This window comes from Pseudarthrobacter sp. NPDC055928 (assembly GCF_042270935.1).
In the GTDB taxonomy this organism is placed as follows: Bacteria; Actinomycetota; Actinomycetes; order Actinomycetales; family Micrococcaceae; genus Arthrobacter.
Genome location: NZ_JBHJZH010000006.1, coordinates 192,252 through 218,670 on the forward strand (window position 1 = coordinate 192,252; position 26,419 = coordinate 218,670).

Below are 26,419 nucleotides of genomic sequence, written 5' to 3' on the forward strand. Positions count from 1 at the left end.
ATCAACCCGGTGTCGGCGGGCCTGCTAATTCTATTTGGCCACATGCCTGTTACGTCAGCCAGTCGAGCAGTGCGCCCAGGCACTTCCTGACGTCTGATGCTAGGACATGCTCATCATCGGTGTGTGCCAGAAGGGCATTACCCGGTCCAAAGTTGACGGCGGGGATGCCCATCTGGGCGAATCTGGCCACATCCGTCCAGCCGTACTTCGGTTGTGGAGCACCGCCGACTGCGGCGATAAGGCTTTGGACGGCAGGGGTTCCCAGCCCCGGCCGCGCGCCGGCAGCGGCATCCGTGCGCACCAGATGGTACCCGTTCAGGAGCCGGCGAACGTGGTCTTCGGCCTCGTCCACGGACTTGTCAGGGGCGAAGCGGTAATTGATGTCGACGTAAGCAGCATCCGGGATGACGTTGCCCGCGATGCCTCCTCCGATTCCGACGGCGTTCAGCCCTTCACGGTATTCCAGCCCGTCCACGTAAATGGTGCCCGGTTCGTAGTCACGCAGAGTCGCCAGCAATGCAGCCAGCTTGTGGATGGCATTGTCTCCCATCCACGCTCGGGCGGAGTGCGCGGCCGTTCCTTCAACTGTTGCCCGCAGGCGCAGGGTTCCGTTGCAGCCGGCTTCTATCAGGCCGTTTGTCGGTTCCAGGAGAACCGCCAAATCTGCGCTCAGGAGATCCCTTGCCTGCGTGGCCACTCTTAGGAGTCCGCTCTTGGCTGCCTCCACCTCCTCATGATCGTAGAAGACGAACGTGAGGTCCTTCTCCGGGAGGGTCAGGGCATTGGCCAATGCAAGCTGAACGGCGACCCCGCTTTTCATATCTGTGGCGCCGCGCCCGTAGAGGGTCTCTCCTAACCATCGGCTTGGGACAGTGCCCCGCGCCTCGCCGGCGCTCGGAAGTGGAACGGTGTCGAGATGCCCTGCAAGCAGGATACGTTCTGACCGTCCCAGTTCAGTACGGGCGACGATCGAATCACCGAAGCGGGTCACATTCAGGTGCGGTTGCCTTTTCAAGGACTCCTCGATGACATCCGCAATGGTCTTTTCACAACCGGAAACACTGGGAACGTCGATAAGGTCAGCGGTCAACTCGGCCACATCCTTGCTCAAATCAAAAAACTTAGTCATACCATCACCTTCATGCCTCGAGCGCGGACATGACGTGCTTGATGCGCGTGTAGTCCTCGACGCCGTACAAGGAAAGATCTTTGCCGTAGCCGGACTGCTTGAAGCCGCCGTGGGGCATTTCGGCGGTAAGCAGGATGTGCGTGTTGATCCATACCGCCCCGAAGTCCAGGTCCCGGCTTAGGCGCATGGCAGTGCCGTGGTCGGACGTCCAGACGCTGGAGGCCAGGGCGTAGTCCACGTCGTTGGCCAGTTCCACCGCTTCTTCCTCGGTGCTGAACTTCTGCACGGTGATGACCGGGCCGAATGTTTCCTGCTGGACGATGCTGTCGGTCTGCTTCGCGCCCGTGATGATGGTGGGCTCGAAGAAGAAGCCCTTCTCCCCCGCACGCTGCCCCCCGGTTTCAATCTTGCAGTGGATAGGGAGGTTATCGACGACCGACCTGATGGCGTTGAAGTGGTTCACGTTGTTCAGCGGACCGAAGTAGTTGTCTTCGTCGTTCTGGGAGCCGGTGTGCAGCGTCTTGGTGTGTTCCACCATGGCGTTCACCAGATCGTCGTGCACGGTTTCCTCCACCAGCACCCGGGTGATGGCGGTGCAGTCCTGGCCGGCGTTGAAGAAGGCGAACTCCGCGATGGCGGCGGCGCTCTTCTTGATGTCGGCGTCCTTGAACACGATGGCAGGCGCCTTGCCGCCGAGTTCCAGGTGCGCGCGTTTGAGGCTCTTCGCGGCACCGGAGGCGACGGCGATGCCGGCGCGCACGGAGCCGGTGATGGACACCAGGCCGGGGACCTTGTGGTCAACCATCATGGCGCCGGTCTGGCCGGTGCCGAGCACAACGTTCAGGACTCCAGCGGGCAGGATCTCGCCGGCCAAGCGGGCCAGGACAAGGGTGGATTCGGGTGTGGTGTCCGAGGGCTTCAGGACCACGGTATTGCCGGCCGCCAGGGCGGGACCGATCTTCCAGATGGCCATCAGGAACGGGTAGTTCCACGGGGCCACCTGGGCCACAACACCGATCGGTTCGCGGCGGACGTAGGAGGTGTGGCCCTCGAAATACTCACCGGCGGACTTGCCCTCGAGGACGCGGGCTGCTCCGGCGAAGAAGCGCAGCTGGTCGGCGCCGGCCGCGACTTCCTCCGAGGCGATCAGGGAACGGACCTGGCCCGTGTTGCGATGCTGCGCCTCCACCAGTTCGTCGCTGTTGGCCTCGACGGCGTCCGCGAGCTTGAGCAGCATCAGCTGCCGCTGGCCCGGAGTGGTGTGCTTCCAGGCCTTGAAAGCCTCCTTGGCCGCGGCCATGGCCGCGTCCACATCATGCTGGTTGGAGACGGGCGCGTGGGCCATCACTTCCCCGTTGGTAGGGTTCACGATCTCCAGCAGGTCAGTACCGGCAGGGGTGACGAACTCGCCGTTGATGAAGTTTTTCAAAATCTGGGGCATGTTGAGGAGATCCAATCTGCGTGCCGGATTGCGGTGCTTAGCTGTGCTGCTGCACGGATGTTGCTTCAGGGTCAGTGACCTCATGTTTGGGGCATGCGGTACAAGACATTGCTTCAGGCGGGCGCGGGAAGCTGAGGTTCGACGGTGAGGGTAGCTTCTGATGTGCCGATCGGTGCAGCATCCTTGGACGGAGTGAACCGGTCGACCCGCAGTCCGGAGAGGAAATGGTGTGTTGGCCCGGAGCCTTTGAGGAGGTCGACCACCAGTTGGCCGGTCAGGGGCGCAAGTGCCAGCCCGTCCCCTTCGTGGCCCGCGGCGATGATATAACCGTCGACCCCTGGTGCCCGGTCGATGATTGGTAGTCCGTCTCCTGTGTAGGGTCTGAAACCAGTCATGGTGCGGATGATTCGCGTTGATGCAAGTTCCGGAGCGATGCGGGCTGCGTGGGCTGCGATGGTGGCGATGACGTCCTGGTTTGGCCGCTTGTCGAAACCGGCGAATTCGCGGCTTCCGCCGATGAGGAGGTTTCCTGAAACGGTTTGGCCGAGCGAAAACCCCACCCCGTAAGGGGGCGCATCATCGTTATCCGAACGCAGGTGTTTGGACGCAATGTACTGTGCATCGAGTATGCATCCGGTCACCTTCTTGGGAACAGACTCAGAGATGAGAATTGTTCCACGGCGCGGCTGTACCGGGACGTCAATGTTAGAGAGTGCCCCGACCTTTTTTGCAAACGGGCCCGCAGCATTGATGACCAGTCCGGTAGAGATACTTCCACGCGTTGTATCGACCCGTGTCACCTTCCCCCGTTCAGTGTGAACCGCTATCACTTCACTGTGGGTTTGGTGCACAGCTCCATGCCTTTTGGCGGCCCGGAAGAAGGCGGCGTTCAGTGCGAGCGGGTTGACGTCCGCATCGTCGGGACTGAAGGAGGCGCCCAGGATGTGGGGGGCCAGGAACGGCTGGGCTTCGCGGGCCGCGTCCCCATCGATCAAGGACACAGAGATGCCGGCATTGCGCTGCTTCTCAATGAAGTCCTTCATAAACTCCATATGGCGGGGAGTCTCGATGACGACCATGCCGCCGTCGCTCTCAAACTCCACACACTGATCCAGCTCCGCCTCAAGCGTGTCGTACATTCGACGGCTCGCCAAGGCCAGCTCCATATGCAGACCTGGACGTTTGGACTGCATGAAGATGGCCTTATCACAGGAGCCGGACGCTCCGGATCCTGGTCCGTTCTTGTCCACGATGACTACCTTCAGACCTTGCTGGGCAAGGCGGAAAGCGATGGAACTACCCGATACTCCTGCGCCGATAACGACGGCGTCTGCCGTTTTCATGCGTAACTCTCATCCTTTTGAGTCAGTAAATTTTCGCTGCCGCGTTTGAGCCAGAGATCGTCTGCGATCCGCCGGCCTTCCTCGATATCGGGCATGAAGGTGATGGCGCTCGATTTGCGGGCGGACCGCACCGCTTCTGCTGCCTGGTCTATGGCTTTTTTGCCCTGGATGAGGCCCAACCGCGAGGCGATAACAGTACCGGCGAGATTGCCCTGCGCCATGGCGATTTTTGCGCCTTCAATCCCGGTGACGTTGCCGGCAACAAAAAGGTTGTCCTGAGTCGTTTCCAACTCCTGGCTATAGAGGGGAACGGTCCCGCCCAGCTGGTCGATCCGCACCAGTTCGCAGTCGCGGGTGAGCTCCTGCACCGGATAAAGCCCGCCGGATATGCAGACACAGTCGACTTCAACGGTTTGGATCTTTCCCGGGTTACCCTGCTTGTCGATTGCTGCAGTTTCGATGTGCTGGACGCGGCCATCCCCGCCAATTGAGATGAGGCTCTTCCTCAGATTGAGACGTGTCCCCATCAAAGGGATGCCGCTCTTTGGGAAAAATGTCAGCGCAAGGCTTCGGAGGGTTGGGTTTGCGGCCAGCCGTCCTCCCCACCGGAGGAAAGCGTTCGGTGCCAGCTCGGACATTCCTGCCAGATACTCCAGATTCCGGTCAGGATCAGCTTGTGAACCAGTGAAGACGCTCTTGCTGGGCAGATAGATTCCGACGACATCCGCGCCGGCCATGCTCAATTCGTGTGCAACTGTCAGCGACAGGGGGTCGATCCCGACAATCGCTATGCGGTCGCCTGGCCTTACCCGATAGTAGTTCGTGAGGGTCTGGGCAGCTCCGATGGCCATCACGCCCGGCATGGACCAACCTGGAATGGGAAGCGGACGTTCGGCCGCGCCGGTGGCCGCAACTGCGTACTTTGCGCTCACGGATTCGCCGTTGTCCAGCGCCACCTCCCACCCTGGCGAGAGATTCCAGACCTGCCGGTTGGTCAGAATACGCACACCGGCGTCTGCAGCCCGCTCAGCCAGCTTCTTTGAGATGTCCGCACCAATCCACCAGCCCGTGCCTGGTTCCTCATGAAGCTGACCGAGGAGCTTTCCGCCCGCTCTGGGGTTCTCGTCGATGACCACAACGCTGGCACCGGCTTCGGCGGCAGCGATGGCTGCGCTCAGTCCGGCCGGCCCGGCGCCAATTACGACTACATCAGAAATCATCACGGCCCTCCCTGCGGTTCTCACCTTGGATTTCAAGAACGTCCCCGTCACAGGCCTGCGTGATGCAGGCCCTCACGCTCTGTACACCGTTAACGGTCATCCTGCATTCGAAGCAGTGACCGATACCGCAATAGATTCCTCGGGGTTCTCCATCACGATTGGAGTACCTGAGGGTTCGCACGCCATTCGCCAGCAGGGCAGATGCGATGGAGTCACCCTTGATCCCCTGGTAAGACTTGCCATCAAGTTCGAACTCAATTTCCTCTTGATTCAAGGGCCCCAGAACGGGATGCTCACTTATTCGCTTCAATGCACTCACTCCTCGGTTCCGCGTCATTGCGGGATGCCGCAAGATCCAACAAAGTCATCGGCCTGGCCGGTGCATTGCTGCCGGGCCCAAGCTGGCCATCGGCAAGCAACTCGGAATGGCCACGCAACAGCGCATGGATCAGCGGGCCGCACGTGCGTCCCTGGCAGATACCCATGCCAGCCCTGGTCTGCAGCTTCAGCTCGTGCGCTGACACCGGTCCGTCGGCGTCGGCGAGGGAAGTTTCGACATCGTCGAGGTACACGTCCTCGCATCTACAAACAATTACTCTTTCCATCTTTCCTTCGCCCATTGTGGGTTGACCCCGGCGTGGTGATGTGAAACACCTTTGACCCAATCAATCAACCGCAGTACGGGCTGGGGAACAACCCTTGCAGGACCAGAAGGTGAGCAACGAGGCTCCAGAAATTCTTTATCTCGATCCGGGACGGGTGTGCCGGTGCCCCCCTAAAGTCTTTCCCATGACACAGACCATCCCTCAAGATACCCCTGCAGTGACCGCACCCCGTTCGGCCCACGCCTGGGGATTAGCGACGGTGTCCAGCAACGGCACCGTATTGGACACCTGGTACCCGGCCCCTCGGCTCGGGGAGCCTGGAACGTCGGCAACCCCTCCACGCGAGCTACCCGTACTGGCCGCCAACGGGACCGACTCTGAGAGACAAGTACACCTCAAGGTCGTTCTTACTGAGGTGAACCTCGATGATCCACCGCGGGACACTGCAGACGCCTACCTGCGGCTTCACCTGCTGTCCCATCGCCTGGTTCGCCCGAACGAGCTGAACCTGGACGGAATCTTCGCCGTTTTGCCGAATGTGGTCTGGACGAATTTCGGCCCGTGCGAAGTCACGGAGTTTGAGACAACACGTGCCCGCCTGCGGACCCGTGGGACTGTGACAGTCTTCGGTGTAGACAAATTCCCCCGCATGGTGGATTACGTTGTTCCCGCGGGAGTTCGGATCGCTGATGCGGATCGGGTCCGCCTTGGGGCGCATCTGGCCGAAGGCACCACCGTGATGCACGAGGGCTTCGTGAATTTTAACGCCGGTACGTTGGGAGTATCCATGGTGGAGGGCCGCGTCTCGGCTGGAGTGGTCGTGGGAGATGGCTCGGATGTCGGAGGAGGTGCCTCAGTGATGGGGACGCTTTCTGGCGGTGGACGCGAACGGGTATCTCTTGGCGAGCGTGTCCTCCTGGGAGCTAACTCCGGGGTTGGGATCTCCATAGGGGACGACAGCATCGTCGAAGCCGGGCTGTATGTAACGGCCGGAACAAAGGTGCGCGTTGTGGGCACGACCGGCGGAGAGAGCTCAGAGCAGGATAGGGTCCTCAAGGCCGTAGAGCTTTCCGGAACGCCCAATCTGCTGTTCCGCAGGAATTCGTCCTCCGGGCAGGTCGAAGTGCTCCACCGTGGTGGTCGAACAGTCGAGCTCAATGAATCCCTGCACGCGAACTAAGACGTTCAGCAAATAGAAAAGATTCGGCCCTATTGGCCGATCCTCACTTCCCTTCGCAACGGCAAAGCGGGCCGGAGCCCTCATCGAGGCTCCGGCCCGCTTTGCCGTTGCTGGGAGACCGGCAGATATTGTGTCAGGTTGGATGGCTTCCTCAGCGGGCACCACCGGTCCAGGGTTGCGAATCAATCGTCAACTGCCGGCTCTGGATGACAGGAAAGGACAGGGGTAACGTCCATTAGAGCGGTGTACGCCGTGTCGGGAAAACTGCGAGTGCCTCGACGCACGGCCACACCACCGTCCGCGTGGAGGAGCCGGAAATGGCAGGATGGAATGCCGATACAGCTGCCGGGCCGCTGGGTGCTGGGACAGTAACCCTGGTCGAAGGATCAAATTTTTGTATCTCACAGCCCAATGGGGACATCCAACCCGAGCAGCCTCACGGGGTTTTCTTCCAAGACACCCGCATCGTGTCCCGTTGGAACCTGACCATCAATGGCCAACCGGTGGAGCCCCTGGTGGCTGATATGACGGAACCATACAGGGCCGTGTTCGCTGGGAGGGTGCCGCGCCTGGACGGTTATGCGGACAGCCCGCTGCTTGTGGAACGACAGCGCGATGTGGGCGCCGGCATCCAGGAACTGGTTACTATTCGCAACTATTCGCTGAAACCTTCTGAATGCGTGATTCGCCTTAGTGTCGAAGCGGACTTCGCTGACCTCTTCGAGGTCAAGGAAGCGCGCATCCAAAGGCAGTGGCACGAGACGCGGCAGCCCGACGGCGATTCGCTGATCATCCGTGCCGTATGGCAGGACGTCTACAAGGGTGTCGTCATTAGCGCTGAGGGGGCACAGGTCACAGCCGACGCGTTGACATACGACGTGGTAATACCGGCAAAGGGACACTGGAGCACTCGTTTCAGCGTGGTGCCCTCCGCTGACGGCCAGCGTCCTGCGGGGCCTTTCATACATCCTGTGCCCGGCGAAGTGTCCCAGCGGGATGTACGGCAACGGGAGTGGGTGGCAAAGATTCCGGTCGTGCGTATGGGCAACCGCTCCATTGAACGGACTCTGCGGCGCAGCTACGACGACTTGGGTGCCCTGCGGATTGAGGATCCGGAGCATCCGGAGCGGGTCGTCGTGGCCGCCGGGGCGCCCTGGTTCATGACCCTGTTCGGCCGCGACTCATTATGGGCATCGGAGATGGCGCTGCCGGTGGACCCGTCCCTGGCCTTGGGAACGCTGCAGACGCTGGCCGAGCGTCAGGGCAAAGTGGTGGACCCAATGAGCGAGGAGGAGCCTGGCAAGATTCTGCACGAGGTCCGGCTTGGTGTCTCCGGTGGGTTGTCCCTGGGTGGAAAGAGCACCTACTACGGCAGCGTCGACGCCACGCCGCTGTTCATCAACGTGTTGGGGGCAGTGAGCCGCTGGGGATTCGCCAACGAGACTATCGCTGCACTGCTGCCCCACGCGGATCGCGCGCTGACGTGGATCCGGGACTACGGCGATAAAGACGGGGACGGCTTCGTCGAATATCAGCGACTCAATGATCAGGGTCTGCTCAACCAGGGCTGGAAGGACTCCTGGGACGGGATTACTTATGCCGATGGGCGCTTGCCGGAGGCACCCATCGCCCTGTGCGAGGTGCAGGCGTACGTCTACAGCGCGTACATGTCCCGGGCCTGGATGGCCTACGACGCTGGCGACCGTGACTTGGCAGCGGACCTGGCTGAACGTGCGGCGCGGTTGAAGCAGCGGTTCAACGAGCAGTTCTGGCTGCCCGACAAGGGTTACTACGCCCTCGCTCTTGACAAGGACAAGCGCCCAGTCGACGCATGCGCGTCCAATATGGGCCAATGCCTCTGGTACGGCATCGTGGACGACGACAAAGTGCCGATGGTGGTCGAGCGCCTGATGTCCCCGGAGATGTTCAGCGGCTGGGGAGTGCGGACCCTGGCCTCGGACATGGGCGCCTACAACCCGGCTAGCTACCACAATGGCTCGATCTGGCCGCACGACAACGCGGTCATCGTTGCGGGCCTGATGCGCTACGGGTTCGTGCGCGAAGCGCAGCGGATAGCCACGGCCCTCCTCGAAGCTGCAGATTACTCAGACGGCCGGTTGCCGGAACTGTTCTGCGGCTTTGACCGCGGACAGTTCCGGCAGCCCGTCCCCTACCCGACGGCTTGCTCTCCGCAGGCCTGGGCATCAACTACGCCGATTTTCCTGATGACGAGCCTCATGCGCTACGACGCGTACGTTTCCCTCGGCGGCCTGTGGCTGGATCCCGTTCTCCCGGAATCCTTCGGCGACCTGCACATCAGCAACGCGCCGACAGGCGCCGGACCTGTCACCATAAACGCATCCGGTAGGGACGCCTCCGTCGATGGCTTGCCCGAGGGAATGGTTCTCCACCGCGGGGCCCGGCCGTGGATGACCGAACTTATGGAGCAGGCATATCTGGGCCCGGAGACGTAGCGAATGCATGCACTCACTGAGAGGTCCGGCCTGGCGCAGCAAGCCACAGTTGCCCTGCCAGTTGTTCCCAGCAAACCTAAGCGAGCCGGGTCCTTCTTGGTGCCCTCGGGCCACCACAGTAACCGGAAGGGCAATGCGGTACGTACCCGTTCAGGAATGGTTGGCTATCGGCAGTTGAGCGGCTTTCAGCCTTTGAGCAGCGGAAGCGACACGTTCATCGGACCCGGTGATCGAGAACCTCACATAGCCGTCGCCGGCTAGGCCGTAGAAGCTTCCCGGGCCAACTATGATTCCCAGTTGCGCCAGGAACTGTACGGTCTGCCACGTGTCCTGGCCGGCGGTGGCCCAGAGATACAGCCCTGCCTCTGAGTGCTCCACCTTCAGGCCGGATTCCCGTAGTGCCGGCAGCAGGATTTGCCGGCGCCGACGGTAGGCATCTTTTTGGATGCGTACGTGCTCCTCATCATCCAGAGCCGCTTCCATCGCTGCCATGACCGGAGAGGGAACGATCATGCCTGCATGTTTTCGGGTGTTGAGGAGACTGGCCATAATCTTGTCGTCACCAGCGACGAACGCGGCCCGGTATCCGGCGAGGTTCGATTGTTTGCTCAGCGAATACAGTGAGAGAAGGCCCTGGTTGGAGCCTTCGGAAACATCGGGGTCCAGTACACAGGGGACGCGCCTGCCGCCGTTACCCATGTCCCAGGAATCCCAACCGAGCTCCGCATAGCACTCGTCGGAGGCAACGACGGCCCCAATCTCCCGCGCCTGGGCGACGATGGTCTTCATCGACTCCGCATCGCGGACCTGGCCTGTGGGGTTCCCCGGGGAGTTGATCCACACCAGACGGACCCTTCGCAGCAACGCCGGGTCCAACTCCTCCAGAGAGTCGCAGGCCACTGAAGTAGCCCCGCACAACTTGGCTCCGATGTCATAGGTTGGGTAGGCGATCCTTGGTCGTACGATGACGTCCTGTGGGCCAAGACCCAGCATGAACGGCAACCAGGCGATGAGCTCTTTGGAGCCTACCGTGGGCATGATGCTCTGGGGGTCGAGGTTTTCGACTCCACGGCGCCGGGCAAACCACTGCGCAATGGTTTCCCGAAGGGAAGCGGTGCCGTGCGCCCCGGGATAGCCAGGGGCGTTAGCTGAACGGATCAGCGCCTCGCGAACCACATCCGGGGTCGGGTCCACGGGCGTGCCCAGAGAGAGGTCTACCGGCCCGTCCGGATGCTTGGCCGCTATGGCTTTATAAGGGGCCATGGCATCCCATGGGTAGTCAGGAAGACTGAGCCCGAATTGTCTGCTTGGCGCCAATGAATCCGGCTGGGTGCTCATCCTGCCACCTCGAGGAGTTCTTCTGCATTGTCAGTGCCAGTTTGCGGAAAGTCCCACATTTCGGGGTCAATGGTGCCGTTCGCGACCATCTTGGCGGGACCGCGCAGGAAGACATGCTCGCGTACGGCTCCTCCCCTCCCCCGTTCCTTCTGGAAGCGCACCAGTACAGGTCCACCGGGCATGTGTACTGTCCACTGGGCATCCTGAAGACCCGATACGAGACGAACGGCGATCGCTGTCGCACAGGCCCCTGTTCCGCAGGCCTGCGTTTCTCCAACGGAACGCTCGTACACCCTCATGGTGATAACCCGGGGAAGTTCCGGGTTCTCCGGTTCATCCAGTGAGGCGAATTCCACGTTGGTTCCCCGCCGCGGACGTGGGCTGACGTGGGGCTCGACCGTCAGGTTGAGTGGAGCAAGGGGTGTATCGGGAGGCAGAATCACAACCGTGTGCGGGTTACCCATGTCGATGGAAACCCCACGTTGCACTTCAATACCGGGAACAGAGACTACAGAGTCAGTGCCGTCAGCGGTGCTCCGCTCCGGGAAGGCTTTTCGCCAGGGCCCCATGTCGATCTCATAGTCCGTCCCGACCAGTCTGACTTTCTTAGCCCCGGCCCGGGTTCCCACTGTGATTGCAGAACCGGCAGGAAGGTCTGCCAGCCCGGTTGTAAGCAGGAAATGAACAAACACACGGACGCCGTTGCCGCACATTTCGGCCAGTGTCCCGTCGGCATTGCGGTAGTCCATAAACCACTCCGCCTCGGGTGCATATGTGAGGAGCTCCTGTCCTTCAGGAATATGTTTGGACCGGACGGCGCGGATGAGACCGTCTGCGCCTATTCCCCTGTGCCGGTCGCAGATCTGGGAAGTCATCGCGGCGCTGATCTCAAGATCGCTTTCCGGATCTGCTATCAGAACGAAGTCGTTCCCTGTTCCGTGTCCCTTCCTATAAGAAATGCTCTGGGACAGACGTGATGATCGGGATTCAGATGCGGCTAAAAAGTCTGTCATTTCAGGAGTCGGCCTTTCGAACCAGCGAAGTAATCGGGAAAGCGGCTGGGGCGGACGGAGTCAGCACGAGACATCACGGAGGAAAAGGTCCTCCTCGGTTTCACCGCGGACGATGAGACGCGCTTTCCCTTCCGAAACGGCGACGACAGGAGGCCGTGGGGTGTAGTTGTAATTGCTTCCCAAAACCCAGCAGTACGCGCCGGTCCCGGGGACTGCAATGAGGTCTCCTGGCCTGAGGTCGGAGGGAAGATAAGTGTCTTTGACAACGATGTCGCCGCTCTCACAATGTCGTCCGACTACCCGTGACAGCACCGAAGGTCCGTCTGAGCGCCGGGAAGCCAGGGCGGCGGAGTATGCCGCTCCGTAGAGCACAGGCCGGGGGTTGTCACTCATGCCGCCGTCCACGGACACGTAACGGCGCTCGAACACATCTCCGCTGTGTTCAACCTGGATAGTTTTCAGGGTGCCGATTTCGTAGAGAGTGAACGTCGAACTTCCCACGATGGCGCGACCAGGCTCGATGGAGATTCGCGGAACATCGATTCCCAGCTGCCGGCAGGTCTTGCCCACTACTTCCGCCATCGCCTTCGCCAGTTCCTTGGGATCTTGGGGATGATCCACTTCGGTGTAGGCGATTCCGTATCCACCGCCTAGGTCCAGCTCCTTCAGGGATACGCCGTGAAGGTCCCGGACTGAGGCGATGAAGGTCAGTAGCTTCTCTGCGGCAAGGGCAAAGCCTGCAGGGGAAAAGATTTGGGAGCCGATATGACAGTGGACACCGAGCAGCTGGAGGCTGGGATGTCCCAGAGCAGTGGCGACAGCCTGCTCGGCGGGGGAAGTATCACTTCGGACTGAAGCCATGGACAAGCCGAACTTCTGGTCCTCATGGGCAGTTGCAATGAACTCATGCGTTTCCGCGTGTACGCCGGGGGTAAGCCGCAAGAGGATGGGAGCCCGGACGCCCCGAACCCGTGCAATCTCCGCGACGCGCTCAAGTTCCTGAAGGCTGTCGACGACAATCCGCCCGACGCGCATATCGAGCGCCCGGTTTATCTCGCTGTCAGACTTGTTATTGCCGTGAAGACCCAGCTTGGAACCGTCGATTCCTGCTCGGGCTGCCAGCGCCAGCTCGCCTGCTGAGCACGTGTCCAGTCGCAGCCCTTCCTGCGCCACCCACTTGGCTACCTCTGTGCAAAGGAACGATTTTCCCGCGTAATAGACATCTACTCCGCCGCAGAGAGAGGCAAACGCCTCGTTGAACGCGTCGCGGAAAGCCCGGGCACGGCTGCGGAAGTGGTCCTCGGAGACGATGTATGCGGGAGTCCCGAATTGTTCAGCCAGCTCAGAGACGGGCAGGCCGGCCACTGTAATTTCTCCTGCCTCCGATCGAGACACTCCTTGGGCCCAAATCGAGGGATTCAGGTGGTTTGAGTCGTTGGGAACCGTGAGCCACTCCGGCGCAAGTGGAGAATCTAACTGTTGGGTTTCTTCTGTCGTCGACATAATTCGATTAAGGCCTCGTTCTGGGTTTTTACCGCTGGTCGGTTTGGAAGCGGCCAGGGGACCTTGGGCATTCAGGTGACTGCCAGTACAACAAGTACGGCCCGACTTGATCAATGAGGGTAGATGAAAGGGAATATTCACAAGGTACAGAAGTGCTAAACCTCGTTTGCGTACGTCCTTGTGCCTCATCTACGGTGTGAAGCGAATCACCTAAAATTTCAATAGCCTTTTGAACCGTGGCGGGAGAGTCCTCCCGTCATCACCGGGCAGGCGCCGTAGGAGCAAATCCTCCCCAGGAATCTCTCAGGCCCACGTACCGCCACGGCTAGGCAACTCTGGAAAGCAGCCCGGGCAGCCGGGCTCACCGTCGGTGCAAGCGGACTACCACGTTCGCGGAATCTCTCAGGTCCAATACAGAGCGGGGAGGAACCCAACCATGTTGTGCCACCCGTGGCCGGCCAGACCTGGAGTTCCTCATGACCATTCAATCCAATCCAACGACCTTCGCAGACCGCCATATCGGCGCCCGCCGTCAGTCCGACATCGACACCATGCTCAAGGCCGTCGGCTACGACAGCGTTGATGGCCTCGTTGACAGCGCGGTCCCTGATTCCATCCGCCAGGAAAAGCCCCTCACCCTGGACAGCGCACTCAGTGAAGTCCAGGTCCTCGGCGGGCTCCGCAAGCTCGCGGCCAAGAACAAAACCGCTGTGCAGATGATCGGCCAGGGCTACTACGACACCGTCACCCCGCCGGTGATTCGCCGCAACATCCTCGAAGCCCCCGCTTGGTACACCGCCTACACCCCCTACCAGCCCGAGATCTCGCAGGGCCGGCTGGAAGCGCTGCTGAACTTCCAGACCATGGTCCAGGACCTCACCGCCCTGCCGGTCGCCAACGCGTCCCTGCTCGACGAAGCCACCGCCGTCGCCGAAGCCGTGCTTCTGATGCGCAGGGCCAATAAGAACAAGACTGCCAAGGACGGCAAGACCGTCCTGGACGCCGACTGCCTCCCGCAGACGATCGCCATCGTGCTGGGCCGGGCTGAGGCGCTCGGTTTCGAGGTGCAGGTCGCGGACCTGACCAACGGGTTGCCCGACGGCGACATCAACGGCGTGGTCCTGCAGCAGCCCGGCGTCTCCGGCCGGGTCTGGGACCAGTCCGCCGTTATCGCCGAGGCCAAGGACCGCGGCGCCCGGGTCACCATTGCCGCCGACCTCCTGGCCCTCACCCTGATTACCCCGCCGGGCGAGCAGGGCGCGGATATCGCCGTCGGCTCCACTCAGCGCTTTGGCGTGCCGTTGTTCTTTGGGGGACCGCACGCCGCTTACCTGGCCGTCCGCGATGGTATGGAACGCACCCTCCCGGGCCGCATCGTCGGCGTGTCGAAGGACAACGCCGGGGTGCCCGCGTACCGGCTGGCGTTGCAGACCCGCGAGCAGCACATCCGCCGCGAGAAGGCCACGTCCAACATCTGCACGGCGCAGGCGCTGCTGGCCATCGTCTCCTCGATGTACGCGGTGTACCACGGTCCTGATGGTCTCAAAGCGATAGCGGAGACCGTCCACAGCAACGCCCGTGCCCTCGCCGCCACGCTGAAGTTCGCCGGCCGGGAACTGGTGAGCGACTCCTTCTTCGACACCCTCACCGTCCGCGTGCCCGGCAAGGCCCACAAGGTGATCACGGCCGCCGAGGCGCGGGGAATCAACCTGCGCTTCATCGACGCGGACACCGTGGGCGTGTCGGTGGATGAAACCACGACGCCGGAGGTCCTCGCCGCGGTCGTCGTCGCCTTTGGCGCCGGTCCAGTCGTGCAGGCTGACGGCTTCGAGTTGCCGGAGTCTGTGCTGCGCACCTCCTCCTACCTGCAGCACCCGGTGTTCAACACGCACCGCTCCGAGACCCAACTGCTGCGCTACATCCGCCGCCTCTCCGACCGGGACCTGGCGCTGGACCGCACCATGATCCCGCTGGGCTCGTGCACCATGAAGCTGAACGCCACCGCCGAAATGGAAGCCATCTCCTGGCCCGAATTCGCCTCCATCCACCCGTTCGCACCGGACTCCCAGACCGAAGGCTGGCGCGAACTCATCACCGGCCTGGAAGCTGACCTCGCCGAAATCACCGGCTACGACCAGGTGTCCATCCAGCCCAACGCCGGCTCCCAGGGCGAACTCGCCGGGCTGCTGGCCATCCGCGGCTACCACCACTCCCGCGGCGAGGCGCAGCGCACCGTCTGCCTGATCCCGGCCTCGGCCCACGGCACCAACGCCGCCTCCGCCGTTCTGGCCGGCATGAAGGTGGTTGTGGTGGCCACGGCGGCCGACGGCACCATCGACCACGCCGACCTCAACGCCAAGATCGAGCTGCACAAGGACGCACTGTCCGCGATCATGATCACCTACCCATCCACGCACGGCGTGTACGACGCCGATGTCCGAGAAGTCTGCGACGCCATCCATGCCGCGGGCGGCCAGGTGTACGTTGACGGCGCCAACCTCAACGCCCTCGTCGGGCTTGCCCAGCCCGGAAAGTTCGGCGGCGACGTGTCCCACCTGAACCTGCACAAGACCTTCTGCATCCCCCACGGCGGGGGCGGACCCGGCGTCGGACCGGTCGCAGCCAAGGCGCACCTGGCACCGTTTATGCCGGGAGATGCCAACAAGGCCGCCCACGAGACAGGGCACGGTGTTGCCATCTCGGCCTCCCGCTTCGGCTCCGCCGGTGTCCTGCCGATCTCCTGGGCGTACGTGAAGCTGATGGGCGGTGCGGGCCTGACCGAAGCCACCAAGTCCGCGCTGCTCGCCGCGAACTACATCGCCTCGCGGCTGAATGAGCACTTCCCGGTCCTCTACACGGGGGAGAGCGGCCTGGTGGCGCACGAGTGCATCCTTGACCTACGCGACCTGACGGCCCTGACCGGCGTCACCGCGGAGGACGTGGCCAAGCGGCTCATCGACTTCGGCTTCCACGCCCCCACGCTCTCGTTCCCGGTGGCGGGCACCCTGATGGTGGAACCCACCGAGTCCGAGGACCTCGCGGAGATAGACCGCTTCATCGAAGCCATGACCACCATCCGCCAGGAAATCGACCAGGTGGCCAACGGCGATTTCACCGTGGAGAAGTCCCCGCTGCGCAACGCACCCCACACCGCAGCCGCCGTCGTCTCCTCCAACTGGGACCGTGCCTACCCGCGCGAGCAGGCCGCCTTCCCAGTCCACACACTCCGGCAGGACAAGTACTTCCCGCCCGTGGGCCGCATCGACGGCGCCGCAGGGGACCGCAACCTGGTCTGCTCCTGCCCTCCCCTTTCCGAATTCGAAAACTAAGAGGATTCTGTGATGACAGAGAACTACACCGCTTCTCTACGAAGAGCACAAGAAAGCCGGCGCCTCCTTCACCGACTTCGGCGGCTGGCAGATGCCCCTCAAATACGCTTCCGAGCTGTCCGAGCACCACGCCGTCCGCAACGCCGCCGGCCTGTTCGACCTCTCCCACATGGGTGAAGTGTGGGTGACCGGCCCGGACGCCGCAGCATTACTGGACTACGCCTTGGCCGGCAAGCTGTCAGCCGTGCCCGTGGGCAAAGCCAAGTACTCGCTGATCTGCCAGGAAGACGGCGGCATCATCGATGACCTGATCTCTTACCGTCGGGCCGACGACAGCTACCTTGTGGTCCCGAACGCCGGCAATGCCGCAGTGGTGGCCGCCGCACTCGCCGAGAGGGCCCGTTCCGGCAAAGAAGGCGGCTTCGACGTCACCGTTGAAGACGTCTCCGCCCAGACTTCCCTTATTGCTGTCCAGGGTCCGCATGCCGAGGCCATCCTACTGACCCTAGTCCCGTCCGGGCAGCACTCACTGGTGACTGAGCTGAAGTACTATGCGGCCGTTGAGGTGGAAATTAACGGACAGGATCTGCTGCTGGCCCGCACCGGGTACACCGGCGAGGACGGCTTCGAAATCTACATCCCCAACGAAGACGCCCCGGGTCTGTGGGAGGCACTGCTGGAAACTGGTGCCGGGCACGGACTCATCCCTGCCGGTCTCGCTTCGCGCGACTCGCTGCGCCTAGAGGCCGGCATGCCGCTGTACGGCAATGAACTCTCCCGCGAGGGCAACCCCTACGCCGCGGGCTTGGGCCCGGTTGTCTCGCTCGCCAAGGAATCTGACTTCATCGGCAAGGCCGCCCTGGCCGAACTCAAAGCAGCCGGCGCCGGTGCCACCGCCGGACGCAGGCTCGTGGGCCTCAAAGGTCTTGGCCGCCGCGCCGGCCGCAGCCACTACCCGGTCCTCAAGGACGGCGCCGTGGTCGGCGAGGTGACCTCCGGCCAGCCGAGCCCCACCCTGGGTTACCCGATCGCCATGGCCTACGTCGATGTCGAATACGCAGCACCCGGCACCGTCCTCGACATCGACCTCCGTGGGAAAGCCGAGCCCTTCGAAGTAGAGGCGCTGCCGTTTTACAAGCGCACCGAGTAACCCCTCCGACGCTCTCTCACTTTTGACATCAAAACGCTAAGGATTGAACAACATGAGCAAAGTAGTTGCTGAACTGAAGTACTCCGCCGAGCACGAGTGGGTTGCCTTTGACGGGTCTGGCCCTGTTGGGATTGGTATTTCCGCCGTGGCTGCCGATGCACTCGGCGACATCGTCTACGTCGACCTGCCCGAAGTAGGGTCCACTGTTACGGCCGGTGAGACTTGCGGCGAGGTGGAGTCCACGAAGTCCGTCTCGGACTTGTACGCCCCGGTGACCGGCGAGGTCACCGAAGTCAATCCCGCCGTCGTCGATGACCCCGCCCTGATCAACAACGATCCATACGGTGCGGGCTGGCTGTTCAAGGTGGCCGTGGAGTCCAAAGGCCCACTCATGTCAGCTGTAGAGTACGCAACTGCCAACGGCGGCGAGCTGTGAGCGCCGCCGGGGCAGCAGTCACACGCACGGTCCTATTTGAGCAGGTTGTCTCGCCCAGCCTGGATGCGGACCTGTCCGTCCTGGACCCGGAGCTCGCGGCCAAGATCGACGACGAACTGGGCCGCCAGCGTGACGGCCTGGAAATGATCGCCTCGGAGAACCACACTGCCGTGGCAGTGATGCAGGCGCAGGGCTCGGTCCTGACCAACAAGTACGCCGAGGGTTACCCGGGCAAGCGCTACTACGGCGGCTGTGAGCACGTTGACGTGATTGAGCAGCTGGCCATCGACCGGGTCAAGGCCCTTTTCGGTGCCGGGTTCGCGAACGTGCAGCCGCACTCCGGGGCGCAGGCGAACGCGTCGGTGATGCACGCGCTGATCAAGCCGGGCGACACCATCATGGGCCTGAACCTCGCCCACGGCGGCCACCTGACCCACGGCATGAAGATCAACTTCTCCGGCCGCCTCTACAACGTCATCCCGTACCAGGTGCGCGAGGAGGACCACCGGATCGACATGGCCGAGGTGGATCGCCTGGCCCAGGAGCACAAGCCGCAGCTCATCGTCGCAGGATGGTCCGCGTACGCCCGGCAGCTGGACTTCGCCGAGTTCCGCCGGATCGCCGATTCCGTGGGTGCCTACCTGATGGTGGACATGGCGCACTTCGCCGGGCTGGTCGCTGCCGGGCTGCACCCCTCCCCAGTGCCGCACGCGCACGTCACCACCTCCACCACGCACAAGACCCTCGCCGGTCCGCGCGGCGGCATCATCCTGACCAACGACGCCGACATCGCCAAGAAGATCAACTCGGCAGTGTTCCCGGGCCAGCAGGGCGGGCCGCTGGAGCACGTCATCGCCGGCAAGGCCGTGGCGTTCAAGATCGCCGCGTCCGCCGAGTTCAAGGAACGCCAGGAACGCGTCCTGGCCGGCGCCCGGATCCTGGCCGACCGCCTGGTCCAGCCGGATGTCACCGCCAAGGGCATCAATGTGATCTCCGGCGGCACCGACGTGCACCTGGTCCTGGTGGACCTGCGGAACTGCGAACTGGACGGCCAGCAGGCCGAGGACAGGCTCGCGGAAATCGACATCACCGTCAACCGGAACGCTGTGCCGTTCGACCCGCGCCCGCCGATGGTCACCTCCGGGCTGCGGATCGGCACCCCGGCGCTGGCCACCCGGGGCTTCGGCGAAGCAGCGTTCCGCGAGGTCGCCGACATCATCGCCGAGGCTTTGATGGCCGACGCCGGCACGGACCTTTCGGGCCTGCGTCACCGCGTAGAGGCCCTCGCCAAAGCCCACCCGCTCTACCCCTCGGTTGCCAACCTCGCCTAGATTTCAACGGTCCCACCGGGCTAGTGCCTGGGTGGGATCGCTGCTCCTCACCTCACCTGCAACGATCATCCAGTTAGGAACCAAGCGCATGGCTGTTGGTGTCTTTGATCTTTTTTCGATCGGGATTGGACCTTCCAGTTCACACACTGTGGGTCCCATGCGGGCTGCTGCAGTGTTCGCAGAGGAGCTTCAGGCGTCAGGGAAGCTGGGGGACGTTGCGAGCCTGCGGGTTGACCTGTACGGCTCCCTCGCCGCGACGGGCCACGGGCACGGGACGATGACGGCGATCCTTCTCGGCTTGGAGGGCTTCCATCCCGAGAAGATCCTCCCTGACGAGGTGGAGGAGCGGCTGGCTGCCATCGCCGAGACGGGCACCCTGCAGCTGGCCGGTGCTGGGCAGGGCACTGGTGTGCCGCTGCCCTACGGCGTGAAGAACATGGTGCTGCGGCCGTTGACCATCCTGCCGCGGCACACCAACGGCATGACTTTCGCCGTCTCCGATGCGGACGGAAATGTACTGCACACGGCCACCTTCTTCTCCGTGGGCGGCGGGTTCATCGTCCGTGAGGGCGAGGAGGATGCGGCACAGCAGGAGCTCGAGGAGTCCAAGAAGGAGCTTCCGCTGCCGTTCCGAACCGCCGCCGAACTGCTGGGCCGCTGCCAGTCCAAGGGGTTGTCCATCGGCGAGGTCATGTTCGTCAACGAACGAGCCTCCCGCTCCGAGCAGGAGATCCGGGAAGGACTGCTCCACATCTATTCCGTCATGGAGAGCTGCGTTCAGGTGTCCCTCAAGCGCGAAGGCTTGCTGCCCGGCGGGCTGAAGGTCCGCCGTCGTGCGCCTGACTGGCATGAGCGGCTGCTGAAGGAAAGCCGGGACCATGACCCCGAGTACCGGGATCCGAAGTACTGGCAGGAATGGGTGAACCTGATTGCCCTGGCCGTGAATGAGGAGAACGCGTCCGGCGGCCGGGTGGTCACGGCCCCCACCAACGGTGCTGCCGGGATCATCCCCGCGGTGCTGTACTACGCGCTGCATTTCGCGCCGGGGATGGAGAACGCCACGCAGGAGGACCGCGACGACGTCGTGGTGAAGTTCCTGCTGACGGCCGGTGCCGTCGGGGTGCTGTACAAGGAGCAGGCATCGATTTCGGGTGCTGAGGTGGGCTGCCAGGGCGAGGTTGGGTCGGCGTCGTCGATGGCCGCGGCGGGCCTGGCCGAGGTGATGGGCGGGTCCCCTGCACAGGTGGAGAACGCGGCGGAGATCGCGATGGAGCACAATTTGGGCCTGACGTGCGATCCGATCGGCGGGCTTGTCCAGGTGCCGTGCATTGAGCGGAACGCCATTGCCGCGGCGAAGGCCATCAATGCCGCGAAGATGGCGCTCTGGGGCGACGGCACGCACCGGGTGTCCCTCGACGAAGTCATTGTGACCATGCGCGAAACCGGCAAGGACATGAGCTCCAAATACAAGGAAACCGCCATGGGCGGCCTCGCCGTCAACGTCGTCGAATGCTGAAGGAAAGAGAACAATGACACTGGCACCAGAAGGCCGGAAGATGCTGCGTATTGAGCAGCGAAATGCGGCCACTCCGGTGGAGCGTAAGCCGGAGTGGATCAAGGCCAAGGTCCAGATGGGCCCTGAGTTCGTCCAGCTCAAGAACCTCGTCAAGAAGGAAGGCCTGCACACGGTATGTGAGGAGGCCGGCTGCCCCAACATTTTCGAGTGCTGGGAAGACAAGGAAGCCACCTTCCTGATCGGCGGGTCCGAATGCACCCGGCGCTGCGACTTCTGCCAGATCGACACCGGCAAGCCCTCCCCGGTGGACATGTTCGAACCCACCAAGGTGGCCCGCTCCGTGCAGGCCATGCAGCTGCGCTACGCCACCGTCACCGGTGTGGCCCGCGACGACCTCGCCGACGAAGGCGTCTGGCTCTATGCCGAGACCGTACGCAAGATCCACGAACTGAACCCGGGCACCGGCGTCGAGCTTTTGATCCCGGACTTCTCCGGCAAGCCTGAGCACATCGAGGCGATCTGCGATTCCAAGCCCGAAGTTTTCGCGCACAACGTCGAGACCGTGCCGCGGATCTTCAAGCGCATCCGCCCGGCATTCCGGTATGACCGGTCGCTGGATGTCATCACGCAGGGCCGGAAGCTGGGCATGGTCACCAAGTCCAACCTGATCCTGGGCATGGGCGAAACCCGCGAAGAGATCTCCGAAGCCCTCCGTGACCTGCACGAGGCCGGCTGTGACCTGATCACCATCACCCAGTACCTGCGCCCGTCCGAACGCCACCTCCCTGTGGACCGCTGGGTCAAACCGGAGGAATTCGCAGACCTCCAGCAGGAAGCCGACCAAATCGGGTTCCTCGGCGTCATGTCCGGGCCGCTGGTCCGATCCTCCTACCGCGCCGGCCGGCTCTGGGCCACCGCAATGCGCAAGAAAGGCTGGGAAATCCCCGCCGAACTCGCCCATATCGAAAGCTCAGGCACTACCCGCCAGGAAGCCAGCACGATCATCCGGAAAGATTCCAGGAAAGGATCCTCCCTTGGAAAATTATCGGTTTAAGATCGCGCCCTCCCGTGATGCCGAGGAAATGGTGAAACGCTTCCTACCTTCCCGATCAGAACTCACCATTTCCTGCGTGCCCGCTCACGGAATCAGCGAGACTCTGGAGACAGCGGCGAGGTTGTCGGGGCAAGGCTATCGGGTCATTCCTCACCTGCCGGCCCGGATGATCCCCAGCACAAGCTTTCTTCGAAAAATTCTGGCCATCCTTGCTGGCTCCGACATCGGACGAATCCTTGTCATGGCTGGAGATGGGGCACAGGAAGGACCATACGCTGAAAGTCTCCACTTGATGGAAGACATATCTGAGTTGAGCAACGGATCATTCCAGCTCGGAATTGTCGGCCATCCTGAAGTCCATCCGCATGTTCCGAACCCGGCCCTCTACGACGCACTGCTTGCCAAACAACATCTGGCCGCCGACATCACGACACAGCTCTGCTTCGACGTAAAGATCCTCCGAAGCTACCTTCAGCGGCTTCGGAACGACGGGATCAACCTTCCAGTCTGGGCAAGCGCACCATGCCCACTTGGGCGGGATGAGCTCATAGATGCTGCTTCCCGCCTCGGCGTGGGTGCGTCCCTCCACACGATAAAGAGGTTGGGTCCTCTTGCGAGGCGGCAGTTCAGACACGGCGCATTCGATCTCGAGCAGTTCAGTCTCGCCCTTGGACCGGACTTCGCCGGGTTACACATCAATACCTTCAACAGGCTCAACGCCCTTCCGCTATCTCTGATGGCTTCTCACCTGACAGGAGCAACACAATGATTCAAACCCCAGATCTTCAAACCACAGGCAGCAGCCGCGTGAAGCGCGGCATGGCTGAGATGCTCAAGGGCGGCGTCATCATGGACGTCGTCAACGTCGAGCAGGCCCGCATCGCCGAAGATGCCGGTGCCGTGGCCGTGATGGCGCTGGAACGCGTTCCGGCCGATATCCGTGCCCAGGGCGGCGTGTCCCGGATGTCCGATCCGGACATGATCGAGGCGATCATCGATGCCGTGTCCGTGCCGGTCATGGCCAAGGCCCGGATCGGCCACTTCGTTGAGGCGCAGGTCCTGCAGTCCCTGGGCGTGGACTACATTGACGAGTCCGAGGTCCTGACCCCGGCCGATTACACCAACCACATCGACAAGTGGAACTTCACCGTTCCCTTCGTCTGTGGTGCCACGAACCTGGGTGAGGCGCTGCGCCGCATCAACGAGGGCGCGGCGATGATCCGGTCCAAGGGCGAGGCCGGCACCGGAGATGTCTCCAACGCCACCACGCACATGCGCCAGATCCGTGCCGAGATCTTCAAGCTCGCGGCCCTGCCGGAGGACGAGCTGTACGTCGCGGCCAAGGAACTGCATGCCCCGTACGAACTGGTCAAGGAAATCGCGGCCACGGGCAAGCTTCCCGTGGTGCTGTTCACCGCCGGCGGCATCGCCACCCCGGCCGATGCGGCGATGATGATGCAGCTCGGCGCGGACGGCGTGTTCGTCGGCTCGGGCATCTTCAAGTCCGGCAACCCGGCCCAGCGTGCCGCCGCCGTCGTGAAGGCGACCACCTTCTTCGATGACCCCGACGTGATCGCCAAGGCCTCCCGCGGTCTGGGCGAGGCCATGGTGGGCATCAACGTCGACGAGATCCCGCAGCCCCACCGCCTCGCCGAGCGCGGCTGGTAATGTCGTCATGACGCCGCTGGACAAGCGCGAGCTCTTAGCCCCCGTCTCCTACGAGAGGGGCACGGAGCTTCCGTCCAATCAGTGGGACCAATTGGAAGAGGGCCACTACGTCATAGTCCAGCGCGGTGCCTCTGCAATTTCAGTCGGAGAAGTTGAAGAGCGAACTCGGGACGCCTCCGTCTTTTGGGTTTGGCTGGACGGCGGTCGGGGACGGATCGCGGTGTACGACGATGAAGCCACGTGTGTCTGGCTGCCCAAGGGCTATCGACTGTGAACATCAGTGGGAGCCATACATGCCAACCACCGTTCATATGTAAGCGGCAGCTCTCCCAAGATCCACCGAGAGGGTTGCGCTGCAATTCCCCGACATTTGACGGGTCAAAGATCCCAAGTGTTATCAATTTTGGGACTCGGCCTCTTCCGTGGAGCGTGACCAGGTGATCCAAGGCGCCTCTATGAGCCAACAGCCAGTTACCGGGAATCGCGTCTTTGAAAATGCGAACCAATTGTAGGAAAAAGAGCGTGCAACAAAATGAGGTAGCTCCAAAGGATGCAATGGTGATTCGTCGCCGACGTCCGCATGAACTTCGGCGGCCGCGTGCTAAAGCGAAGGATGCTATCGAGGGTTGGTTTGTAGGCCTTCTAGGCACCACTGCCTTACTCGGGTTAATGTACGCGTCCGCCCAGTACTCGGGATGGCAATTGTGAAATTAAGCCCAGCGGCGCACACATTGTGCGTCTGCTCCTTGCCAAGTTTGGGCACACCCCATTCTGACGTCAGGCAGGGAGTAAAAAGGTCGTCAGAATAGCGTCCGGAAAGCCGTTCCTGCACGTGTCCTCTGCACAGTCTTAGATTCAAACCTGACAGCTGGCCACGCTGAAGTACTTCGGCAATTGCGCAACAGCTTGTTGCACAATTGCCGGCGTTGGGTGATGGCCCGAATTCAGAGACGCCGCCACCGTAAATTTGACATTGGATGCTGACCAGAACTTCCGCTTTCCTTCGAGGTTGCAGACTTCCACGCCCTGGGACCAGGACTGCAGGATGGTCATGAGGTTGATGCCCCGGGAGCCGTAGTCGCCAAGACCAGTTCGGAGTTCACCAAATTCACCCGAACTACCAAATTCACCAAATTCACCCAAATTCACCCGTAGACTTGTTGGCATGATCAACGTGGAGAATCCATTCCGTCCGACTGCCGGAGCCACTCCGCCCGAGGTCATCGGCCGGGCCGGGCTTCTGGATGAATTCGCGTATGGTCTGCGGCTGGGCTCCGGTGCGCCAGGTCTGCTCTCCATCTTCACTGGTGCCCGGGGCATCGGCAAGACCGTCATGCTGGGAGCCGCCCATGACGTAGCCCGGGAACATGGGTGGGCTGTGGTCTCCGAGACCGCCACGGGAGCGTTTATGGGGCGAATCGGGGAAAAGATGCGCCGGCTTGCCCAAGAGCTCGGCGACGGTCCCGAGTCCCGTCGCCGCATTACGGCGGTGACGGTCGCCGGGTTCGGCCTCACCACACAGCTCACGCCCGAACGGCAGGTGGACTGGCGTGACCTGGGCGAGAGCCTCCTCAGGCTTTTGGACGAGCGCGGGACCGGTTTGCTGATTACCGTGGATGAGATTCACGCCGCCGATCGGGCTGAACTTGCCCAATTAGCGGCCAATGTCCAACATTTCATCCAGGACGGGCTACCCATCGCGCTGATCTTTGCCGGCCTGCCGTCCGCGGTGTCGGACCTTCTGAACGAGGGCGTGGCGACGTTTCTTCGGCGGGCCGATAAGATCGACCTCCATGCCGCAGCGGTCCGCGATGTCGAGAGGTCTTTCTCCGAAACGTTCAGCAACGCCGGAATCGGGATCACGCCCGACCTGGTGCGCAGGGCAGCCGCTGCCACCGGAGGCTACCCGTTCCTGATCCAACTCGTTGGCTACTTCCTGTGGAGGGAAGCCGAAACCCATGATGCGTCTCTCTCCTCCGATGCCGTCGACCGAGCCATCGCAGCCGCCGTACGACGCAACGAACGTGTAGTCATCGAAGCGGCACTCGCCACAGCCTCCGAAAAGGACCTGGAGTTCCTGCACGCCATGGCCGTGGATGACAACACCTCAACAGCCGCGGACCTGGTACAGCGGACCGGTTCGCGGCCGACGCTCGTGGCGAAATATCGCACCAGGCTCATCGCGGCGGGACTTATCGAGTCTGCTGGACATGGAAAGGTCGGCTACGCCATTCCTGGTCTCCGCCAGTACCTGCGGAAGAATCCTCCATCCTGAGCCTTGTGCCCACTCTGACGTCCCACGGGCTGCGTCGAAAGCATCTGCTGGATGGAGGAGGTGCAACTGCGGACTGTTGTCGATCCCGACACCGATCGCGATGCCATGACGGAGGGATCCGCATGAGGCTCGCGAAGGCAGGTATCCTCGCGGGATTGCCGGCCCTGGCTGCCAGGGTCTTCCTGCGCCGGGCCAGGTTTACGGACTTTCATCAGGAGTGGGCCCTGCGCCCTTCTCTCACAGGAAACGCAGAATCGAGGGCGGAAAACCGGCTGACGCCGCAGAGTCAGGACCGAACGTGCGCCGGTCCAGCCCGAGAACTGGCGTACGGACCGCTCACCAAACACCACAAAAGGGGATGGCCAGCACCAGCCGGGACATCCCCTCTTTGCTGCAACCAAGCCATCGGCCTCA

General features: G+C 62.4%; 20 protein-coding genes, 2 pseudogenes and 1 riboswitch. Of the genes and pseudogenes, 12 read left to right on the forward strand and 10 right to left on the reverse strand.

What is annotated here, in order from left to right; genetic code table 11:
* Positions 1–49 precede the first annotated feature (49 nt).
* The 6 genes from dapE to ACFC25_RS10485 form a co-directional block, all read right to left on the reverse strand.
* Positions 50–1,129, reverse strand: coding sequence for a succinyl-diaminopimelate desuccinylase (gene dapE, locus ACFC25_RS10460; RefSeq protein ID WP_376045084.1), 1,080 nt, complete (start codon positions 1,127–1,129; stop codon positions 50–52).
* 10 nt (positions 1,130–1,139) lie between these two features.
* A complete protein-coding gene (locus ACFC25_RS10465) occupies positions 1,140–2,570 on the reverse strand; it encodes an aminobutyraldehyde dehydrogenase (RefSeq protein ID WP_376045085.1) in 1,431 nt (476 codons plus the stop codon).
* Between the two features lie 113 nt (positions 2,571–2,683).
* Positions 2,684–3,913: an NAD(P)/FAD-dependent oxidoreductase gene (locus ACFC25_RS10470; RefSeq protein WP_376045086.1), complete on the reverse strand. Its 1,230-nt coding sequence runs from the start codon at positions 3,911–3,913 to the stop codon at positions 2,684–2,686.
* Entirely contained in the window at positions 3,910–5,169 is a 1,260-nt protein-coding gene (locus tag ACFC25_RS10475) for an NAD(P)/FAD-dependent oxidoreductase (RefSeq protein WP_376045087.1), read from the reverse strand. Before ACFC25_RS10475 ends, ACFC25_RS10470 begins: the two co-directional genes overlap by 4 nt.
* Complete coding sequence (locus tag ACFC25_RS10480) at positions 5,123–5,470, reverse strand: (2Fe-2S)-binding protein (protein WP_376045088.1); 348 nt, start codon at positions 5,468–5,470, stop codon at positions 5,123–5,125. The genes ACFC25_RS10475 and ACFC25_RS10480 overlap by 47 nt, the downstream gene beginning before the upstream one ends.
* Complete coding sequence (locus ACFC25_RS10485; RefSeq protein WP_376045089.1) at positions 5,427–5,738, reverse strand: (2Fe-2S)-binding protein; 312 nt, start codon at positions 5,736–5,738, stop codon at positions 5,427–5,429. The genes ACFC25_RS10480 and ACFC25_RS10485 overlap by 44 nt, the downstream gene beginning before the upstream one ends.
* 184 nt (positions 5,739–5,922) lie before the next feature.
* On the opposite strand from ACFC25_RS10485, the gene dapD reads away from it, so the two are divergent.
* A complete protein-coding gene (dapD, locus tag ACFC25_RS10490; RefSeq protein WP_376045090.1) occupies positions 5,923–6,918 on the forward strand; it encodes a 2,3,4,5-tetrahydropyridine-2,6-dicarboxylate N-succinyltransferase in 996 nt (331 codons plus the stop codon).
* A gap of 317 nt (positions 6,919–7,235) precedes the next feature.
* Positions 7,236–9,392 carry a glycogen debranching N-terminal domain-containing protein gene (locus tag ACFC25_RS10495; RefSeq protein WP_376045091.1) on the forward strand — a complete coding sequence of 719 codons (2,157 nt, stop codon included), beginning with the start codon at positions 7,236–7,238 and terminating at the stop codon, positions 9,390–9,392.
* A gap of 150 nt (positions 9,393–9,542) precedes the next feature.
* On the opposite strand, the gene dapC is transcribed toward ACFC25_RS10495, so the two are convergent.
* Genes dapC through lysA form a run of 3 tightly spaced genes read right to left on the reverse strand, consistent with a single transcriptional unit; the run spans position 9,543 to position 13,246 of the window.
* Entirely contained in the window at positions 9,543–10,730 is a 1,188-nt protein-coding gene (dapC, locus tag ACFC25_RS10500; RefSeq protein WP_376045092.1) for a succinyldiaminopimelate transaminase, read from the reverse strand.
* Positions 10,727–11,743 carry a diaminopimelate epimerase gene (gene dapF, locus ACFC25_RS10505; protein ID WP_376045093.1) on the reverse strand — a complete coding sequence of 339 codons (1,017 nt, stop codon included), beginning with the start codon at positions 11,741–11,743 and terminating at the stop codon, positions 10,727–10,729. The genes dapC and dapF overlap by 4 nt, the downstream gene beginning before the upstream one ends.
* Before the next feature lie 60 nt (positions 11,744–11,803).
* Entirely contained in the window at positions 11,804–13,246 is a 1,443-nt protein-coding gene (gene lysA, locus ACFC25_RS10510; RefSeq protein WP_376045094.1) for a diaminopimelate decarboxylase, read from the reverse strand.
* A 230-nt stretch (positions 13,247–13,476) separates the two neighbouring features.
* Positions 13,477–13,575, forward strand: a riboswitch (glycine riboswitch).
* A 147-nt stretch (positions 13,576–13,722) separates the two neighbouring features.
* Here lysA and gcvP point away from each other — a divergent pair.
* The 9 genes and pseudogenes from gcvP to ACFC25_RS10555 all read left to right on the forward strand — a co-directional run bounded on the left by gcvP (position 13,723) and on the right by ACFC25_RS10555 (position 24,004).
* Positions 13,723–16,575 carry an aminomethyl-transferring glycine dehydrogenase gene (gene gcvP / locus ACFC25_RS10515; protein ID WP_376045095.1) on the forward strand — a complete coding sequence of 951 codons (2,853 nt, stop codon included), beginning with the start codon at positions 13,723–13,725 and terminating at the stop codon, positions 16,573–16,575.
* 12 nt (positions 16,576–16,587) lie between these two features.
* Positions 16,588–17,725 (forward strand): annotated as a pseudogene (gcvT, locus tag ACFC25_RS10520) (glycine cleavage system aminomethyltransferase GcvT).
* A 52-nt stretch (positions 17,726–17,777) separates the two neighbouring features.
* Positions 17,778–18,161 (forward strand): glycine cleavage system protein GcvH, encoded by a 384-nt coding sequence (gene gcvH, locus ACFC25_RS10525; protein WP_376045096.1) that lies wholly within the window; start codon positions 17,778–17,780, stop codon positions 18,159–18,161.
* Positions 18,158–19,492 carry a serine hydroxymethyltransferase gene (glyA, locus tag ACFC25_RS10530; protein ID WP_376045097.1) on the forward strand — a complete coding sequence of 445 codons (1,335 nt, stop codon included), beginning with the start codon at positions 18,158–18,160 and terminating at the stop codon, positions 19,490–19,492. The genes gcvH and glyA overlap by 4 nt, the downstream gene beginning before the upstream one ends.
* An 88-nt stretch (positions 19,493–19,580) precedes the next feature.
* On the forward strand, positions 19,581–21,008 hold the full coding sequence (locus ACFC25_RS10535; protein ID WP_376045098.1) for an L-serine ammonia-lyase: 1,428 nt from the start codon (positions 19,581–19,583) through the stop codon (positions 21,006–21,008).
* A gap of 13 nt (positions 21,009–21,021) precedes the next feature.
* Positions 21,022–22,062 (forward strand): lipoyl synthase, encoded by a 1,041-nt coding sequence (lipA, locus tag ACFC25_RS10540; RefSeq protein WP_376045099.1) that lies wholly within the window; start codon positions 21,022–21,024, stop codon positions 22,060–22,062.
* Positions 22,043–22,831 (forward strand): methylenetetrahydrofolate reductase, encoded by a 789-nt coding sequence (locus ACFC25_RS10545; RefSeq protein WP_376045100.1) that lies wholly within the window; start codon positions 22,043–22,045, stop codon positions 22,829–22,831. The genes lipA and ACFC25_RS10545 overlap by 20 nt, the downstream gene beginning before the upstream one ends.
* Entirely contained in the window at positions 22,828–23,730 is a 903-nt protein-coding gene (pdxS, locus tag ACFC25_RS10550; RefSeq protein ID WP_376045101.1) for a pyridoxal 5'-phosphate synthase lyase subunit PdxS, read from the forward strand. The genes ACFC25_RS10545 and pdxS overlap by 4 nt, the downstream gene beginning before the upstream one ends.
* A 7-nt stretch (positions 23,731–23,737) precedes the next feature.
* Positions 23,738–24,004 (forward strand): hypothetical protein, encoded by a 267-nt coding sequence (locus ACFC25_RS10555; protein ID WP_376045102.1) that lies wholly within the window; start codon positions 23,738–23,740, stop codon positions 24,002–24,004.
* 669 nt (positions 24,005–24,673) lie between these two features.
* Here ACFC25_RS10555 and ACFC25_RS10560 read toward each other — a convergent pair.
* A pseudogene (locus ACFC25_RS10560) lies at positions 24,674–24,810 on the reverse strand (TraM recognition domain-containing protein); the annotation flags it as partial.
* Between the two features lie 85 nt (positions 24,811–24,895).
* On the opposite strand from ACFC25_RS10560, the gene ACFC25_RS10565 reads away from it, so the two are divergent.
* On the forward strand, positions 24,896–26,005 hold the full coding sequence (locus ACFC25_RS10565) for an ATP-binding protein (RefSeq protein WP_376045103.1): 1,110 nt from the start codon (positions 24,896–24,898) through the stop codon (positions 26,003–26,005).
* Positions 26,006–26,419 lie beyond the last annotated feature (414 nt).